Source organism: Pseudomonas sp. N-137, from assembly GCF_034555295.1.
GTDB lineage: Bacteria > Pseudomonadota > Gammaproteobacteria > Pseudomonadales > Pseudomonadaceae > Aquipseudomonas > Aquipseudomonas rhizophila.
Window position 1 is genome coordinate 846,169 of the sequence record NZ_JAXUDQ010000006.1, and the last position, 18,024, is coordinate 864,192.

An 18,024-nucleotide genomic window follows, 5' to 3' on the forward strand; every position below is an offset into this window, starting at 1 on the left:
CCAGGTCATGGCCGAGCATGCGATGGAATCCAAGCTCCGGCCAGCGGTGGAGCTGTACACCGTAGCGATCTGCATCGCGGCCGCAGTGCTGTGCATGGCCTCGCCCTGGGCCGTGGCCCTGTCACCCGAGATCGGGCAGGTTGCGGCGCTGGCCTATGCCCTGTTCGGCCTGATCCGCCTGCGACAAGCCTGGGAGGTGTTGCGCTATCGACGCAATATCCGCCGGCTGCCCCGCTACGAACTGACCAGTCGGCAGATTCCAGTCAGCCGCAAGCGTCTGTTCATGGGCCGAGGATTTCGCTGGACCCGCCTGCACACCCAGCGCTTGGTCGAGGCCCAGGATCCGGGGGTCGCCCACTATGTCGACCAACCGACCAGCTACCGCCTGGCCCGTGGACTCGAACGGCGCCTGGAGCATGCACCGTTTCCACTCTCGATACTGGCCCGTGTCACGGCCTGGGACAGTGCCTTCAATCCGCTGCGCCCTTTGCCCCCGGTCGGTGGCTCGCCGCTGTTGCATGGGGTCGACCCCGACGAAACGGAAGTCAGTCTGCCGCTGGGCGAACGGGTCGGACACACCCTAGTGCTCGGCACTACCCGTGTTGGCAAGACGCGACTCGCCGAGGTGTACATCACCCAGGACATTCATCGCATCGAACATGAGGTGGTCATCGTCTTCGATCCGAAGGGCGATGCCGACTTGCTCAAACGGATGTACGTCGAAGCCAAACGCGCTGGTCGGGAAAAGGAGTTTTATGTTTTCCATCTAGGCTGGCCGGAGATCTCGGCCCGCTACAACGCCGTGGGACGTTTCGGACGCATTTCTGAGGTGGCGTCTCGCATTGCTGGGCAACTCAGTGGTGAAGGCAACTCTGCGGCCTTCCGTGAGTTCGCCTGGCGTTTCGTCAACATCATCGCCCGCGCACTGATCGAACTGGGCCGACGTCCGGACTACCTGCAGATCCAGCGACATGTGGTCAACATCGACGCACTGTTCATCGAATACGCCCAGCAATTTTTCGCCAAGACCGATCCGAAAGCCTGGGAAGTGATCGTCCAACTTGAAGGCAAGCTCACCGAGAAGAACATTCCCCGGCATATGATCGGGCGCGAAAAGCGTGTGGTGGCCATCGAGCAGTACCTGGCGGCCAAACGGGTATTTGATCCGGTAATGGACGGACTGCGTTCGGCAGTGCGCTACGACCGTACTTACTTCGACAAGATCGTTGCCTCGCTACTGCCGCTGCTGGAGAAACTCACCACCGGCAAGACCGCCCAGTTACTGGCCCCCAACTACACCGACCTGGATGACCCGCGGCCGATCTTCGACTGGATGCAGGTCATCCGAAAACGCGGCATCGTCTACGTCGGTCTGGATGCGCTGACCGACGCCGAGGTGGCCGCCGCGGTGGGCAACTCCATGTTCGCCGACTTGGTCTCGGTCGCCGGACACATCTACAAACACGGCATCGACCATGGCCTGCCCCAATCGGGTAACAACAGTGACAAGTTGCCGATCAACCTCCACGCCGATGAGTTCAACGAGTTGATGGGTGATGAATTCATCCCGCTGATCAACAAGGGCGGCGGGGCCGGCATCCAGGTGACGGCCTACACCCAGACCCTTAGCGATATCGAAGCGCGAATCGGCAACCGGGCCAAGGCCGGCCAGGTCATCGGTAACTTCAACACCCTGCAGATGCTCCGCGTGCGCGAGACCGCCACTGCGGAGCTGCTCACCCAGCAGTTGCCTAAGGTCAACGTGCTGACCAAAACCCTGGTGTCGGGCGCCACCGACACCTCCGATCCTGAGGCCAACACGGACTTCACCTCGTCCTCACAGGACCGTGTCAGCAGCACCAGTGTGCCGCTGATCGAGCCGGCTCACATCGTCAGTTTGCCCAAGGGGCAAATGTTCTCCTTCCAGGCTGGTGGCCAACTGTGGAAAGTCCGCATGCCATTGCCAAAACCTTCCAACGATGATGCCATGCCTAAGGACCTGCAGGAGCTAACACAGCGGATGCGGGCCACCTACAACGCACAGGCGGGACAATGGTGGAGCGCCAGCGGTGGCGGCCCAACTACCAACTTCGATCTGGATCAGGTGGGGTAGCCCTACCCCACCACAGGTTTCGATTCAGCAGCAAGCTATTCAGAAGGTTTCCTGACGATACCAAATGCAAAGCACAATGGAGTGAACGATGGCGACTTCCGTCCGGAACACGCCGCCACAACCGACCCAGCGCCCGGGATTGATCATCTCAGCGATCGGCTTAGTATTGCGCATCATCAGTTTGTTAATTGCCTCATTGCTGTTCTCGATCTTGATCGAGTGGGCTGGCCTGCTTTTCTTCTGGGGGGATCAAGGCTGGAGACACAGCCAAGGCATGCTGACTAATGAACTGGGTTGGCTTAGCGAGCACTTCAAATCTTCATTCATTCTCCAACAACCTGGGCAGATGATCGTCCAGATACTGGATCTCCTCACCGAGCGGCTTTTGGTCAAAACTGGATTTGCGGACTTTGCTCATCAGGCCCGGGTGTCGAGCCAGGGAAATAGGTTCTGGCACTGGACCAATCAGCTCTATGTGAGTATTGAAGATTTCGTGCTGGCCGCGGTATACATTACCTTCACCTTTGTAGTGCGTCTGACCATTCTGGTCTTAGCCACGCCACTGTTCTTGCTGAGCATGCTCACTGGCTTTGTTGATGGGCTAATGCGCCGTGACCTACGCAAATTTGGCGCAGGGCAAGAAAGCAGCTTTGTCTATCATCGTGCTAAGCAAGCAATGTTACCACTGCTGATCGTGCCCTGGATTATCTACCTGTCCTTACCGTTTTCGCCCAATCCCATGGCGATTTTTTTGCCTTGCGCGGTGATGCTCGGAATAGCAACTATGATCACCGCGGCAACCTTCAAAAAGTACCTTTGATAGAACGTACTGGTAGAGTGTAGTGCATGAGATTGCTACAGCCAAAAAGAAAGGAACGGGGCGCCGGGCATGGGATGGTCGTGGTACGAAAGTGGTACGGATAGCCTAGTACAGTCCCTCAAATGTAAAGAACATGCAAGTGAGTAGGCGATTTCTCCAGATAAATGATACCGGGCACGATACTCAATATTCTTAGCGCAAAAACTACCAAGAACAAGGCAGGGAAACCGCTTTGGCGAAACTAATTAGTCCGATATTCAGGGATCATTGGACGACATCTGCTTGCGAACACTTTAAGCGTACGGACATCACGCTTTGCGTAATTAATCGGCTGCCACTTATGTGGCAACAACTGATTTCAGTTGCCCGTTTCGTCGGCCGCTCGTTGCGCGCCGTTTGAAACGCCGGGAGTATGAGGCTGTAGTCGACGCGATGCAGGGTCTCCTAGAACATGATCCAGCGATGGTGAGGGGTGAGCTGCCAGACCGTTGAACATCTATTTGGAACGCTCAAATACTGGATTGATAATACCCACTCCCTGACCAAAACCCTGCCGAGGGTGAGCGCTGAGAGGAATGCACCACCGAGCAACTGACAGAGTTTGCCGCCCGGCACATCGGTGAGCGAGCAGCGATCCCCAAGCGCATTGCGGTGGTTGATGCCTTGCCGGTGATGCCGGATGGCAACATTTTTAAACCGGCGCTGCTGCAGCGAGAAATCTAGTGTGGTGCGTCAGGAAAGTGCGAGTTGTGAGATGGGTGAAGTACACGTTTAGGTTGTGCCGGACCCGAGGCGAGGCCTCGTCACGCAAATTCGTTGTGGACCGCCACGGGACCAATTGGCGCGCCGCCTGGGGTGCTATAGTTCCCCATTCGAATGACTTGGTTAAAGCCATAAAAAGTGGCGCTTGCGAAAAAGCAATACCTAGCCAAATGCGACATCCTAAACGGCTACCACAGGTCCTGACAACGCTGGCTCACAGTTAGAAAATGCAAAACTCGTTTAACCTAACAGCGCATATTTTGGAGATTTCTACGTATAGCATTCATAAAAAGATCTTTTTCTACCATCTTTTTTTTGAGCCTTTGAATCATCCATTTTTGTGATTTTCGGCAAACTCTAGGGAAAGATCGTTAGGGATGAGTCACTCATATGAGTACAAATCCGCAGTTTGACGAATATTGAATAATGTCGGGACAGCTACAGGCTCTCTAAGTAGCTGCGGTCGAATCTAACATTCTATCCCAACAAGCCCCGAGCTAGATCACTCTCGGTAGCCGAGCTCTTCGTCATTGCACCGATGTGGAAGGGGTGGCTACGCATACGGGCACTCGTCGAAAGCGATAGCTAGTGAGCGGTACCGGGGCAAATAGTCGTTCAATCTGGCGTTTGTATCGCTCGGCAGCGAACATCCGCAGTCAATTTGACTTCTCTGGCTCGGTGCGAAATGCTCAAGCATCAGCTGCGTACATTTGCTTACATCAACGCCAATATGATCCGCAATTGGATGCCGCGTTACCAAGATCAACTGCCAGCGGCCTTGCCGGCTTTCTTTCCACTGAGAGCTACACCCAAACGGCCAGAGGAAGCGCTGGGTACTATCGAGCTGTCGCTGCTATCAATCACTTTGAAAAGGCCGACTTCCGATCCGAAGGCTGGGCTCGCTATTGCCGCGATCACTAAGTGCAGCGTGCAGGCACCGCTTCAGATGTCAAGTAACGAGAATCGTTAATCTAGGGCTGCAACAGCATCATAACTAAGGCATTAAACAGGAACTCTCACGCTAATGAGTGCCCCCCCAAGGGCGCGATTTTCCGCCGTTATCATGCCGCCATGGGCTCGGCAGATCGCACGGGCAATCGACAAGCCCAACCCGCTGCCTCCCGAATAACGCGCCCTGGAGCGCTCCGCCCGCCAGAAGCGGTCAAATACGCTGTCCAGGTGCTCTGCCTCGATCCCTGGGCCACGGTCACAGATCTCAATCACCACCTGGTCTTCGACTCGACGCGCCATCACGCTCAATTCGCCCCCACCAGCCGCGTAACGCAGCAGGTTATCCACCAAGATATTGATCACCTGGCCCAGGCGATCACGATCGGCATGGAGACGAACCCCATCGGCAATACTGACCTGCGTGCACACGCCGGCCCCATCCAGTTGCGGCTGGAACCAGGCCAGCCGCTCGGCGACCAGGGCCGCCAGGGAAAAATCGCTGCGCTCCAGCACCAACCGGCCGGCACGGGCCATCGACAACAGGTGCAGGTCATCCACCAGTTTGCGCAGTTGATCGAGCTGACGCTTGACCATGCCCAACTGCGCGGCATCACTGGGGAACACCTCATCGAGCATTCCCTGCACCCGGCCCATGGCGGCGTTCAATGGCGTGCGCAATTCGTGGGCGATGACCGCACTGGAATCGCGTACATCGCGCTCATAGCGCTCCAGTTGCGTCGTCATGCTGTTGAAGTCGCTGATCAGGTGCTGCAGCTCATCAGGTGCGTCGCGATGAACCGGCAGTCGCGTCAGGAAATCACCGCCGGCGACCCGCCGCGCGCCCTGGGCAATCGCCGAGAACTGGCTGGACAAGGGTCGCGAAAACCACAAGCCAAAGACGATGATAATCGGGATGGCGGCCAGCACCAGGCAAGCCAGAATCAGCCAGTCACGGTTGGCAATGTCCGGCTGGAAGAATTCCACCGGATAATATTCGGCAACCAATTGACGCAGACGTTTTTCGTTGAGCTGCGGCTCGGCGCGCAGCTGCAGCAACTCCTCGCGCGCCGGCGGCGGCAGGTGCTGCAAAAAATACCGGTCCGACAGCCTGAAGTTGATCCACATGCAGATGGCGATCACCACCACCGCGCCAATCGCCAACAGGCTCATGCGCATGCCGATCCAGCGCCACAAGGGTTTATCGTTGACCCGTGATGTCTCAAGCATGCTGTTCACCTGAATCGATAGCCAATGGAGCGCACCGTCACCAGCACCCCGGCGATGCCATGGATCTCGAGCTTGCGCCGCAGGTTATGCACATGGGTGTCGACGACGCGAGCCAGGGCTTCGCTTTCCGGCAGGCAGATTTCCAGCAGCTCATCACGGGTGAACGCCTTGGAGGGTGTCTTGAGCAAGGTGACCAACAGTTTGAACTCCGTCGGCGTCAGATCCAGCAGCTGCGTTGGCGCATCGCGGTGTTCAATAGCAGCGGTAAAGGCGACGAGGTCCACTCGCAGGTTTTCATGGCGCAACAGCTGTTCCACCGGCTGGCTGCCCGTGGTGCGCCGCAACACCGCGTGCACGCGCGCCACCACCTCGCGCGGGCTGTAGGGCTTGACCACATAGTCGTCGGCGCCATAGCGCAAAGCGCCGAGTTTCTCCGGCTCGTCGCCCATGGCCGTGACCATAATCACGGGCGTGTCACTGCTGCGACGCACCGCGGACAACACCTCGGTGCCACTCAAGCGCGGCAGCATCACGTCGAGCAATATCAGGTCGGGCCGCCAACTTTTGTGCAGGTCCAGACCGCGCTGGCCGTCTTCGGCCAGGGCCACCTCAAAGCCATCCCGGCGCAGATAGGCTTCGAGAATATTGGCGCTGTCGGCATCGTCTTCGACAATGAGGATACGTTTTCCTGACACAAAGAAGCCTCTTGATGAAACCTTGATAATTCACGAACGGTTTATTGAAAGTCCACTGCCAGTATTGCCCTACGCCCGACTTTCGCGAACCGATCCTATGCCCACCACCGTACCGCTGTCCAAGCCTATCCAGCTGCCCGAACGCCTCGGCGCGGTTTTGCTGTTGGTCGGCATGTTGGCCGGCTGTTCGCTGGCGCCTGCCTATCACACGCCTGTGTTGCCGGTACCGGACAACCTGCAAGGCACACGGGTAGCGGACGCCCCCTCCTCCACGATCAACGATGTAGAAGCGCTCAGCGAAGAAGAGAAACAGCTGCTGGGCAGCCTGGACTCATCGGCGCAGTTGCTGCACCTGGTTGAACAGGCCCTGGACTACAACCGTGACCTGCGCCTGGCGTTGCTGCGTGTCGAGCAAGCCCGCGCCCAGTTCGGTATTTCCCGCGCCGATCGCCTGCCCACCGTGGCCTTAGGCCTGCAACGCAACCGCCAGCACTTGCACGACAAGGCCGCCGACGAACGCTATGGGCAGGACATCGCGGTGGCGTCCGTGGGTATTTCGGACTTTGAGCTGGATTTTTTCGGACGCGTGCGCAGCCTGTCCGAAGCGGCGCTACATGATTACCTGGCCACGCGCTACGCTACCCAGGCCGCGCGCAAGGCGCTGATCGTCGAAGTGGCGCGGCTATATTTGCAGGAACGCTTGCAGGCCGACGTGAGGGCCGACACCCAGTCCATTCTCGACAACCAAAACCAGCTGCTGAGCGTACTCGACGGCCAGCAAAAAGCAGGTCTAGTGGCACAGGACACGGTTGACACTCAGCGCATGCAGGTCCGTCGTTTCGCGCTGCAACTTGAGGATGCGAGCGCTGAACATGCGCGTGCGCAACAGGCGTTGTCGTGGGTCACAGGGTATCAAGTCGCCCCTCTGGCAGCGGCGGCACAAAGCCCAGTCATCGATCTCAACCCGCCGTCATGGCTGGTCGATCTGCCGTCCCAGCGGCTTTTGCAGCGCTTCGATGTGCGCCAATGTGAGGAAACCCTGCGCGCCGCGAATGCCAACATCGGCGCCGCGCGAGCAGCGTTCTTCCCCTCGATCACCTTGAGCACCGGCGCGGGCATCGCCAGCCCGCGCTTGAGCAACTTGTTTTCATCCGGAAGCGGCGCCTGGCTGTTCACCCCGCAACTGAACCTTCCGCTGTTCGACGGTGGCCGCAACCAGGCCAACCTGGATCTCGCGACCGCTCGCCAACAGTCAGCCGTCGCCCAGTACCAAAAGACCGTGCAGGACGCCTTCCGCGAAATCGCCGACCTGTTGACTCAACGTCAGCAAGCGTTGGCCAACGCCAACACGCAAATTGATCTGGCGGCATTGACCGCATTGAAGGCCAAGCGTCTGGACCAACAGATTGCCTCCGGTGCGGCTGCACGCTCAGAACACCCGGCCGTCTCAATTCGTCTGGCTGAATCCGCCATCGAATTACGCAAGGCCACCTACCAGTTGTTGTTCAACCGCCTGGCGCTGTATCGCGCGCTGTCCGGCGCACCGCTATTTTCCTCCGCTGAAAGGGTTTCACCATGAACTTGACTACTCCCACTACCCGCACCGCGCTGTGGGGCGCCGCCTTGGTGGCCTGCACGCTCGCAACCCCAGCACAGGCGGCCGACGCCAACCCCGCAGCCGACAAAACCACCGCCACCTTGGGCCTTGGCATGGGTGTCACGCCGCGCTACATGGGTGCCGACCGCTACCGCGCGCTCGTGCTGCCGATGTTCAGCATCCAGCGCGGCGTGCTGTTCGCCGACACCACCCGTGGTGTCGGCCTGCAATTTCAATCCGACAGCGGCTTTGGCGCCAGCGCGGCGATCAACTACGACCTGGGCCGTAAGGAAAAGGACAGCACCAGCCGCCCGGGCGACCGCGAGCTGAACGGCATGGGTGATGTCAGCGGTGCCACCGTCGCCGACTTCACCCTCAGCCAGCAACTGCTTGACTGGCTGTCGGTCAGTGGCGAAGCCGAACTGCGCATGGCCGGCGAACATCGCGGTAACCGCTACCGATTCGGCCTGGAAGGCATCCTGTTCCACTCCGACAGCGACACCCTGGCCCTGGACATCGACGCCCATGCCGGTGATGGCCGCTACAACCAGACCTTCTTCGGCGTCACCCAGGCACAGAGCCAACGCTCACTCTACGGGCGATACGAAGCCGACGCCGGGATCTATGCCTACTCCGCCGCCTTGAACTGGCAGCACAGCCTGGACGCGCACTGGTCGACACTGGTCAGCCTGACGCTGACCCAGTACGCCGACCAGGCCCGTAACAGCCCGCTGGTCCGACGTGAAAGCGCCGGCCTGGGCATGTTCGCCATCAACTACACCTTCTGATAACGAGGCGCCAGGCATGCAGGGTTTTGCTCAGTTGTTCCGTCCTTGGGGCCGTCCCCTGCTGCTCGGCGTTGCCTGCCTCATGGTGGCGGCCTGTTCGCGCGAGGAAGCGGTGTCGCAGCCAGCCGTAAGGTCGGTGAAAATCACCACCGTACACGCCGCAGAGGCCGACGCTGCGCCATTGACCGGTGTGGTGCGCCAACGCCAACGCGCAGCCCTGGCCTTCGAAGGCGCGGGCCGATTGGTGACGTTGAACGTCGACGTCGGCGATACCGTAAAACAAGGCCAGGTGCTGGCAAGCCTGGACACTGCAGCCGTGCGGTTACGTCTGAAACAATCGCAGGCGGCCTTGTTCGCCAGCGTGGCGCAAACCAGCGAGCGCAAGCGCAACAAGGTCCGCCAGCAACAGCTGTTTACCCAGGGCAGTGTCGCGGCCAGCGCTGTGGAGCAAGCTGAAGCGGCGTGGCAAGCGGCCGTCGCGCAGCAGACCGCCGATGAAGCGGCGCTGGACCTGGTACGGCGCGATCAGCGCCAGGGCCAACTGATTGCGCCGTTTGACGGCCGCGTCGTGGCAAGACCCGCGCAGTTGTACAGCGAGTTGTCGCCCGGCCAAGTGGTGATGGAGCTGGAGGCCGGCGGCGCGTTGCAGGTCATCGTGCAAATCCCGGTAGAACAGGCCGCGGGCCTCAAGCCTGGGGACCACGCCGTCGCAGCCGACCCGGCCGCACCCGGCTCAACCCTGCCGTTGGTGCTCGAAGGCTTGTCGGCGCGGGCGCAGAACGGCCTGTTGCAAAGCGCGCGTTTCCGCCTGAACGCCCGCGACCTCGCACTCCCCAGCGGCGTAAACCTCAACGTGCGATTGGCGGCCCCTGCCGCGCCCGCGTTGTCGATTCCAACCCAGGCCCTGCGCATGGGCGGCGACGCCAGCCAGGTGCAGGTATTTGTCTATGACCCGACCCAGGGCAAGGTCGCCCTGCGTGACATTACGATCGGCCTGATCGACCAGGGCCGTGTCGCCATCGACAACGGCCTCAAGGACGGCGAGCAAGTGGTCGTCACCGGCGTCGCGTTTCTCAGTGACGGTCAGCCCGTCAACCTGCTAGCGCCTTCCAGTCGCTTGAGCACAACCGAATGATCAACCTGACCCAACACGCCTTGGGCGCAAGCCGCCTGACGCTATTCACCGCGCTGTTGATCCTGATCGCAGGCGTGGCAACGTTCCTGAGTTTCCCGACCCAGGAAGAACCCTCGGTGACCATCCGCGATGCGCTGGTGAGCATCCAGTTCCCCGGTCTGCCCAGCGAACGCGCCGAAGAACTGCTGGCGCGGCCAACGGAAGAAAAACTGCGCGAGCTGTCGCAGATCAAAAATATCGTGACCACCGTTCACCCCGGCAGCGTGGTGATCCAGGTGACGGCGCGCGACGAAATCAAGGACCTGGGGGTGCTGTGGCAACAAGTCCGCAACAAGGTCGCCGAAGCTGGCGCCGGCTTTCCACCGGGCACCCAAGGGCCGTTTGTCGACGATAATTTCGGGCGCGTCGCCGTCGCATCCATCGCGATTACCGCGCCCGGCTACAGCATGAGCGAGATGCGCGGGCCGCTGAAGCGCCTGCGCGACCAGTTGGGCGGGCTACACGGCATCGGCCAAGTGACGCTGCACGGCATGCAGGACCAGCAGTTGTCGATCGACTTCAACCCTCAGCGCCTGGCGGGGCTGGGCTTGTCTCCCCAGCAACTGTTCCAGCAATTGCAGCAACAGAATGTGTTGGCCCCCGGCGGTATCGCCAACATTGGCGGGCAGATCACCACCCTGACCGTAACCGGTGAAGTGCTCAGCGTGGAGCAACTGCGCCAGCTGCCGATCCAACTGCCCGGTGTAGACGGCACCACGCAATCGGTAGCACTCGGCGCCATCGCGCAGATCTCGGTGATGGCTGCCGACCCTCCGCAGACCGCTGCGGTGTATCAAGGCCAGGACGCGGTGGTGCTGGCGGTGTCCATGGCACCAGGACAAAACGTTCACAAATTCGGCGTGGCATTGCGCGCGCGATTGGGCCAGTTGGAACAACAGCTCCCGTTGGGCTTCGCAGCCCATGTGGTGACGTTCCAGGCCGATGTGGTCGATCAACAGATGGCCAAGATGAAGCACGTGATGCTCGAGACAGTGGTCATCGTCATGGCGGTGGTGATGCTGTTCCTCGGCTGGCGCACCGGGCTGGTGGTCGGCGCCATTGTGCCGCTGACCATCCTCGGTACCTTGATCGCTATGCGCATGCTGGGGGTCGAGCTGCAAACAGTGTCCATCGCCGCGATTATCCTCGCGCTCGGCTTGCTGGTGGACAACGGCATTGTGATCGCCGAGGACATCGAGCGCCGCATGCATGCCGGTGAGGACCGACGCCAGGCCTGCGAAGATGCCGGGCATACCCTGGCAATTCCGCTGCTGACCTCATCACTGGTGATAGTGCTGGCCTTCTCGCCGTTCTTCCTCGGCCAGACCAGCACCAATGAATACCTGCGTTCATTGGCTATCGTACTGGCACTGACGCTGCTCGGCTCGTGGTTGTTGAGTATCACCGTTACACCGCTGCTGTGCCTGTATTTCGCCAAAGCCGCTCCCCAGGACACGTCAGAGGACAGCTATGACAGCGGTTTTTACCGTGGCTATCGGGCGGTCATCCGCCGGGTGCTGCAGCACAAAGCGCTGTTTCTGATGGCGATGCTGGTGCTACTGGCCGCCGCGATCTTCGAACTGATGCGCGTGCCCTATGACTTTCTGCCTCAGTCAGACCGCTTGCAGTTCCAGGTGCCTATCAGCCTGGAGCCCGGCAGCGGTTCGCGCAAGACCTTGCAGAGCGTGCGCGAGATCAGCCTATGGCTGAGCAAGGAGCCGCAGGTGGCCGACAGCATCGGCTACGTGGGCGATGGCGGGCCGCGTATTGTGCTGGGCCTCAACCCGCCTTTGCCGGCACCGGAAACTGCGTACTTCACCGTCAGCGTCAAGGCCGGTACTGATATCGACGCGGTGATCGCCAATACGCGTCGCTATCTGCTCACGCAACGCCCGGAACTACGCGCCGAACCCAAGCGTTTTTCCCTGGGCACCACCGAGGCCGGTGTCGCGATCTATCGCGTGCTGGGCCCGGACGAACAGATATTGCGTAGCCTGGCCGGTCAGATCGAAAAAGCCCTGCGTGCCTTGCCGGGCACCCTGGATGTGCGCGATGACTGGAGCACCCGCCTGACGCGTTATACCGTTGAGGTCGATCAGCACAGTGCGCGCCGCGCCGGTGTCGACACCCAAGCCATTGCCCAGGCCCTGCAACTGCACTTCGGCGGTCTCCAGGTGTCGTCATTGCAGGACAACCAGACCCGCGTCCCGCTGGTGGTGCGCGAGCCTTCGACGACAACCGATGCCTCCCCCGATCTGCGCGGCATCCTGATTTACCCGGCCGACGGCTCGTCCCCCTTGCCGTTGGCGGCCGTTGCCCGCATCGTCGCGTCGAGCGAACCCTCCACCCTGATGCGGCGCAATCAGGAACGCGCCATCACCGTGGTCGGTCACAACCCGTCGTTAACGGCGACGTCCATCGTCGAACGGTTGGCGCCGCAGGTGGCAGCACTGCCCCTGCCGCCGGGATACCGCATTGAGCTGGGCGGCGAGATCGAAGACTCGGCGGACGCCAACCAGGCGCTGCTGCAATACCTGCCGCACGCGCTGATCGCCATGCTGTTGCTGTTCGTCTGGCAGTTCAATTCGTTTCGCAAGTTGCTGATCGTGGTCTCTGCGATCCCCTTCGTCCTGATCGGTGTGGCCGTTGCGCTGCTGATCACCGGTTACCCGTTCGGCTTCATGGCCACCTTCGGCCTGTTGTCACTGGCGGGGATCATCGTCAACAACGCCGTGCTGTTGCTGGAGCGTATCGAGGTCGAACTCCACGAGGGCCTGCCGGTATACGAGGCGGTGGTGAACGCCGCCGTGAAGCGCCTGCGCCCTATCGTCATGACCAAACTGACCTGCATTATCGGGTTGATCCCCCTGATGCTGTTTGCCGGGCCTCTCTGGGAGGGTATGGCAATAACACTGATGGGCGGCCTGGCGCTAGGGACGTTGGTTACCCTGGGGTTGATTCCGGTGCTGTATGTTTCGTTGTTCAAGGAAACGGACCTGCGTGGCTAACCCGATGTCTGTCGGGTTAGCCGTGGAGCGCACTCAGGCTCAATCAAGATTGCGGGAAACCACGTACGCAGAAATGATCCCGGTCAGGGTTCTGGAGGGTGAAATGCGGGCCAACCAAGTGACAATTTTATTGCTGATGCTCGGCATGACCGCCGTTCGCCCCGCGTGCATCGCTCGATAACCAATCAGCGCGATGTCGTGCGGGTGGCTGTAGCCAAGCTTGGCCATACGGCATTCATCGATCAAACCTGCGGCATTGAAGAAGTTGGTACGTGTTGGCCCAGGGGCAATATGGGTACAACTTACGCCCGTGCCTCGCGGGTCATTGGCGAACTCAATAGAATCAGACGAGTCCTGAGTTTTTCCAGTGCCGCCGTTGGCGGCGGCAACAGGCACATTGAAAGCCAATAGCGTGATGACCATGAGCAGCAAGACAGCGATCAGGCAAGGCGGAACGTTTAAAGCTGGTGATAAGCCGCATACCACACTCATTCTGAGCCAAGCTCGCTTGTTTAAACATTCATTGAGTCATCCATTCTTGAAAGCCAGGTTCATATCGCCTGGTTTTGTATGCCGAAAGGCGATGAAAACCTTTAATCCAGCAATGCCGAACGGTCGTTATGGCTCTCGTGAAAGCTCAATTTCAGTCCAACTTAAGAATGAGCACGGTGGCTAAACCTAGGAAGTGTTCTGAATGCCATAGAATATCCAACCCTGTTCCACTGACGAATACCAGTTAAACCCAGTGCGATCAGCCCGCAGGCACGGCCGCCGCCGCCCATAAACCCAAACATTGGGCAAAGAACGGGGAGTTAACCCTGCGCGCTGTCATCGCAAACAACCGGTCAATCAGCGCGTACCACGACGCCTTAACTCAGCAGGGTTGAAGTAATCGCTTGATGGGTTGGGCTGGTCAAAGTCAATGCTGCGCGGCTCTTCACTGTCCATCTTCTGTGCCACGTAGCGACGAGACTGCAGATCATGAAACACGTCCACGGCCGACCAGACAGTGGGCAGGTTGTAGAAGTTAAGCAGATAAGCAATCGACACGCGCCACAACTCCCCACGCCCATCGTATTGATCAGCTAGGACGATCTGCCAGCTGTCCTCGTCGAAGTACAAGGTGCGCTTGGAATATAAATGCCGCGCCGTTTTCTTAAGCGTCCCTTCCACTTCCCACACACGATGCAACTCATTACGGGTGTAAGCGGGGTTGAGGTGACCGGGTTTGAAGAGATCTTTGTAGGTAACGCCGGCGGCAATCATTCTGTAATTGTTATACGGAACATAGATTTCCTTTTTTCCGATCAATTTCCAGTCAAAACGGTCGGGTGATCCATTAAACATATCCTTGCTGTCGAGGGTCATAATACCGTCGCTATCGCCAGGCGTATCGTAAGCCAGCGTCGGCGCTCGCCTGACTCGACGGGTGCCTGGTTCATAAGCCCAAGCCAGTCGTGGCTCCATGACCTGGTCCATGGTTTCAAAGACCAGGACGACCTCGCCAGCACTTCGCGGAGGGCTGATGGCGGTGCTGAAATAGTGAAACATGACGTTTTTCAAGTCCGCATAGTTGGACTTCTGATCGTAATAATTGAACAGAACCTCCTGCTGGAACTTGTACATAGTGAAGTTACCATTAGCCCCGACGGAAGCCTCATTAAGTGGCTGGACCAAATGGGTTCCGCGGTAACGGGCAAGGTGGTTCCAGACCGCTTCGACGCCGCTCTTTGGTATAGGGAATGGGATACCACCGAATGCGTCGGTAAAACCATTGCCGCCTTCTTGCAATTGCGCGGTGGTCGCATTCTTCAGGGTATTGTCATAAACCCACTGTGGGGCGCTAGCGCTACGTCGAGTCTGGTAAACCGGCATTTGATAACTGTCGGGATACGTCTTGAACATCGCTATCTGGCCGGGCGTCAGCTTCTCCTTGTATTGCGCCAGGTTAGCCGCAGTAATGGTGAACAACGGCTTGTCCTGTGGAAACGGATCGACATAATGGTCGCCAGATTTGTAAGGGGTCGGTGGGGTTACGCCGGTGCCCGTCCACGCGGGAATGCTGCCATCAGCGTTGCCAGCCTTTTCTCCTCCTAATGGCGTTAAAACCGTATGTAGTTGCTGTGCTTCCTGCGCAGAAACTGCCGCCTGAGCCGTGACGGCAACAGAACCGATCATCATGGCCATGCTCAATAATGGGGCTACTTTAAACATCGTTAATCTCCGCAAGTAGTGTCTGAAAAATGGCGTGTTAGAAGGAATACTTGACGTCAAAACTCACATTGTCACGATCGCGCACAGTGTTGCCTTTACCGGCCCCAGTGAAAGTGGTGTATTGAAGCTGAGTTTCCAGGCCACCGCGATAATCTGCCTTGACACCAAAGGTGTAAGCTTTTCGGCCCTCCATGAAGTTACCGGTCAGATCGGAATTGCCTTTAACGTCATCGGAATAGTTAATAGAGGGCGAGAGATTGACACCGGCAAACACATCATTCCAGGTCCCCGTGATCACCAGCGTATAACCGTAGGAGTTACGGGTGAGCGGTGAATCAGATAAGTCTGGTGAACCGGCAAACTTTCGAACTTCCGGTGTCGGCGTAAAGGCGGTATAGGTCAGCCCCCCCCCCAAGTGTTCGCCTGCCAACTCGGCAATGCCGATTAACGAATCAAAGCTCAGTGCGGGGCCAAAGTTGTAGATCGTCCCCACAGACGCATTGTAGGACTCTACCCTCTTATAGTTATTCAACGTACCGTCACGGCACAGCGACTTGCCTGACACATGAACGCAGGCCTGGCCACCTGCCACCGAAGAGTCATAAATATTAGTAGTGCCTGCGATTCCCTGGCCAAGGATGTCACCCAGTAAGTCATTGGTTGCGCTGATACTGATGGGCATGTTGGGTCGATACGCCAGTTCGCCAAACAATGAAGCATTACCCAAGGTGGTATTGAAGCTGAAGCCGTACATGTGGACGTCTTCCACATACGCGCGCCGTACCACGGCGTTACCCACCATATCAAGAGTCGCTATCGCGCCCGCATTGTTGCCTGCCACGTCAGACAAGGTGGCGAGGTCGATCCCTTTATAGTTTGCGAGACTGAGGGATTCCAACGGTTCCTTGGTATGGTAATTAACGAAGTAAAAACCGAAATCCGTGTAATTAAGCGCTGGCGCTATGTAGTGAAAGTTTATCCCAAACTGTCCACTGTCCCTGGCTTTGACATCCTTGCCAACGTTGGCCACCTTGAAGATACCGGTGTTGGCGTCCATGAAACTGTTAATTCCATGGGGTCCGGCACCCAAGCCGATACCCGGAACCGCCGCAGCGATGCCTTGATACGCAGCGAAGGCCGGCGACATCTCGGGTATCTGTACGTAGGCTTGCTTTCCGCCTTTACCAAACAGATCCGTCGTCGAGTAATAGGTGCCCACCGGATCCAGAGAACTTTCCTTCCAGTCGACCTGGTAAAAGGCTTCCATGGATAAATTGTCGGTCAGGCCGAGGTTGAAACTTAGGGCCCCCACCGGTACCAAGACTTCTTTGAGTTGTGAGCCGGGTAAGCGGAATTTAGTAACATCCAAGGGATTGGTGGTATTTACACCGCCTCGATAAAATACACTTTCACCCCAGTTGAATACCTGCTTGCCCACTCGTACTGACAGGGGATGATCAAAGGGATCCCACTTGCCGTAGATGTAGGCATCGAGGAGCTGCCCGCCTCGTCCGGCATCACGTCGTGCTTCATAGGTGAAACGGTTGTCTTTGGGGGAGTTCTGGCTTGGCTCAACGATGTCTGAATGATCATAGTAATCGGTGTGATTATTCATGATCTGGCTGTCATAAAAAGCCGAGCCACGAACAAAGACACCGTAGTTCTGATACGTGGCACTTAGTTCCGACGTAAGTTTATAAACTTGCGAAATTAGGCCTGGGCTAAAGTTACGATCGCCGTCATTCCCGTTTAACGCATCGTTATTCTTGTCCTGACTCTGCACTCGCCACGCAGCCCCATAAGATACGGTCGAGTCGAGAGAGCCCTTGACTTGACTGTCCATAAAACTGAACTCTACGGCTCCCACAGACGGAATAACTAAGACTGAGGGCAATAAGCCAGCCAACACCCGACTGATTCCGGCGCAAATGCACACTTTCGTAATTTTCTCAACGTCTTTGATCATGCTCACTTTGCTCCGCGGCAGTTATTATTATTTTTCACGCCCTACCTCTATGGGTGAGTGCGCGCACTCTCAGGCTCACCCTGACGTGAGCCTGCGGACGAACTTATTCAGATCCAGAGACACCTGTTTACATCTAATGCGTACAGGTCACGCCCCATGCAAGCTGAGGCAGGAAAATGATGTTGAGCTGCACCATCTCTGTGAGTTGTAAGGCGTTATAGTCTTGATAAGCCAGGCCGACAATACCGTCCCCTGTATTGTTGATCAGAAACTCGATTGGCAACTCAGCTCCGGTGCCGCCTGAGGCTACCGTAATCAATGCAAAAAGCATTACACCACCTGCCTGGTGTCTTGTTATGCGGGCTTGACGTTGGACTCGAGTGTAGAACCGGACCGACCCAAAAGTGCATAGGCCTAAAGGCCAGTTTGGGGTCAGTCCCGGCCATCCAGATCCCGATTGAGCTGGCCTGTTCAGACCCGTATAACGGCCTGTACTAATATGCCCCCAATAATGGACTCCCACACCGTGCCCCGCAACGCATCAAAGGATTATTTCTATAGGGCGTCTTGGCAAGTTCACAGCGCGCCTAACAATAATAACGAGCCTACTTATGAAACCGATCCGCACATTTCAACCCTTGCACCTGGTCAGCAGTATCGCCTTCGCCTCACTCGTCAGCCTCACCGCTCACGCAACTGAAGGTGGCGT

13 protein-coding genes are annotated in these 18,024 nt (G+C 58.1%); 7 read left to right on the plus strand and 6 right to left on the minus strand.

Annotated features, from left to right (window positions below; translation table 11 throughout):
• Positions 1–7: 7 nt before the first annotated feature.
• The 3 genes from traD to T3A99_RS06045 all read left to right on the plus strand — a co-directional run bounded on the left by traD (position 8) and on the right by T3A99_RS06045 (position 4,665).
• The gene (gene traD / locus T3A99_RS06030) at positions 8–2,113 is read left to right on the plus strand and encodes a type IV conjugative transfer system coupling protein TraD (RefSeq protein WP_322834118.1); all 2,106 of its coding nucleotides are present in this window, start codon (positions 8–10) and stop codon (positions 2,111–2,113) included.
• 88 nt (positions 2,114–2,201) lie between these two features.
• A complete protein-coding gene (locus tag T3A99_RS06035) occupies positions 2,202–2,933 on the plus strand; it encodes a TIGR03747 family integrating conjugative element membrane protein (RefSeq protein ID WP_322834119.1) in 732 nt (243 codons plus the stop codon).
• A gap of 1,447 nt (positions 2,934–4,380) precedes the next feature.
• Positions 4,381–4,665 (plus strand): hypothetical protein, encoded by a 285-nt coding sequence (locus T3A99_RS06045; RefSeq protein WP_322834120.1) that lies wholly within the window; start codon positions 4,381–4,383, stop codon positions 4,663–4,665.
• 32 nt (positions 4,666–4,697) lie between these two features.
• Here T3A99_RS06045 and T3A99_RS06050 read toward each other — a convergent pair whose 3' ends face one another.
• Together T3A99_RS06050 and T3A99_RS06055 are read right to left on the minus strand one after the other, a co-directional pair.
• Entirely contained in the window at positions 4,698–5,873 is a 1,176-nt protein-coding gene (locus tag T3A99_RS06050) for a sensor histidine kinase (RefSeq protein WP_322834121.1), read from the minus strand.
• A 5-nt stretch (positions 5,874–5,878) separates the two neighbouring features.
• On the minus strand, positions 5,879–6,568 hold the full coding sequence (locus T3A99_RS06055; RefSeq protein WP_322834122.1) for a response regulator: 690 nt from the start codon (positions 6,566–6,568) through the stop codon (positions 5,879–5,881).
• Between the two features lie 97 nt (positions 6,569–6,665).
• Between T3A99_RS06055 and T3A99_RS06060 the strand changes: the two genes are divergently transcribed.
• Genes T3A99_RS06060 through T3A99_RS06075 form a run of 4 tightly spaced genes read left to right on the plus strand, consistent with a single transcriptional unit; the run spans position 6,666 to position 13,135 of the window.
• Positions 6,666–8,147 carry an efflux transporter outer membrane subunit gene (locus tag T3A99_RS06060; RefSeq protein WP_322834123.1) on the plus strand — a complete coding sequence of 494 codons (1,482 nt, stop codon included), beginning with the start codon at positions 6,666–6,668 and terminating at the stop codon, positions 8,145–8,147.
• Positions 8,144–8,953: a MipA/OmpV family protein gene (locus tag T3A99_RS06065; RefSeq protein ID WP_322834124.1), complete on the plus strand. Its 810-nt coding sequence runs from the start codon at positions 8,144–8,146 to the stop codon at positions 8,951–8,953. Before T3A99_RS06060 ends, T3A99_RS06065 begins: the two co-directional genes overlap by 4 nt.
• A gap of 16 nt (positions 8,954–8,969) precedes the next feature.
• The gene (locus tag T3A99_RS06070; RefSeq protein ID WP_322834125.1) at positions 8,970–10,088 is read left to right on the plus strand and encodes an efflux RND transporter periplasmic adaptor subunit; all 1,119 of its coding nucleotides are present in this window, start codon (positions 8,970–8,972) and stop codon (positions 10,086–10,088) included.
• Positions 10,085–13,135 (plus strand): efflux RND transporter permease subunit, encoded by a 3,051-nt coding sequence (locus T3A99_RS06075; RefSeq protein ID WP_322834126.1) that lies wholly within the window; start codon positions 10,085–10,087, stop codon positions 13,133–13,135. Before T3A99_RS06070 ends, T3A99_RS06075 begins: the two co-directional genes overlap by 4 nt.
• 39 nt (positions 13,136–13,174) lie before the next feature.
• Here T3A99_RS06075 and T3A99_RS06080 read toward each other — a convergent pair whose 3' ends face one another.
• From T3A99_RS06080 to T3A99_RS06095, 4 genes are all read right to left on the minus strand, one after another.
• Positions 13,175–13,567 carry a hypothetical protein gene (locus tag T3A99_RS06080; protein WP_322834127.1) on the minus strand — a complete coding sequence of 131 codons (393 nt, stop codon included), beginning with the start codon at positions 13,565–13,567 and terminating at the stop codon, positions 13,175–13,177.
• A gap of 417 nt (positions 13,568–13,984) precedes the next feature.
• A complete protein-coding gene (locus T3A99_RS06085) occupies positions 13,985–15,349 on the minus strand; it encodes a DUF1329 domain-containing protein (RefSeq protein WP_248482935.1) in 1,365 nt (454 codons plus the stop codon).
• Between the two features lie 37 nt (positions 15,350–15,386).
• The gene (locus tag T3A99_RS06090) at positions 15,387–17,315 is read right to left on the minus strand and encodes a DUF1302 domain-containing protein (RefSeq protein ID WP_322834128.1); all 1,929 of its coding nucleotides are present in this window, start codon (positions 17,313–17,315) and stop codon (positions 15,387–15,389) included.
• Positions 17,316–17,448: 133 nt separating this feature from the next.
• Complete coding sequence (locus T3A99_RS06095; protein ID WP_322834129.1) at positions 17,449–17,646, minus strand: hypothetical protein; 198 nt, start codon at positions 17,644–17,646, stop codon at positions 17,449–17,451.
• Positions 17,647–18,024: the final 378 nt, after the last annotated feature.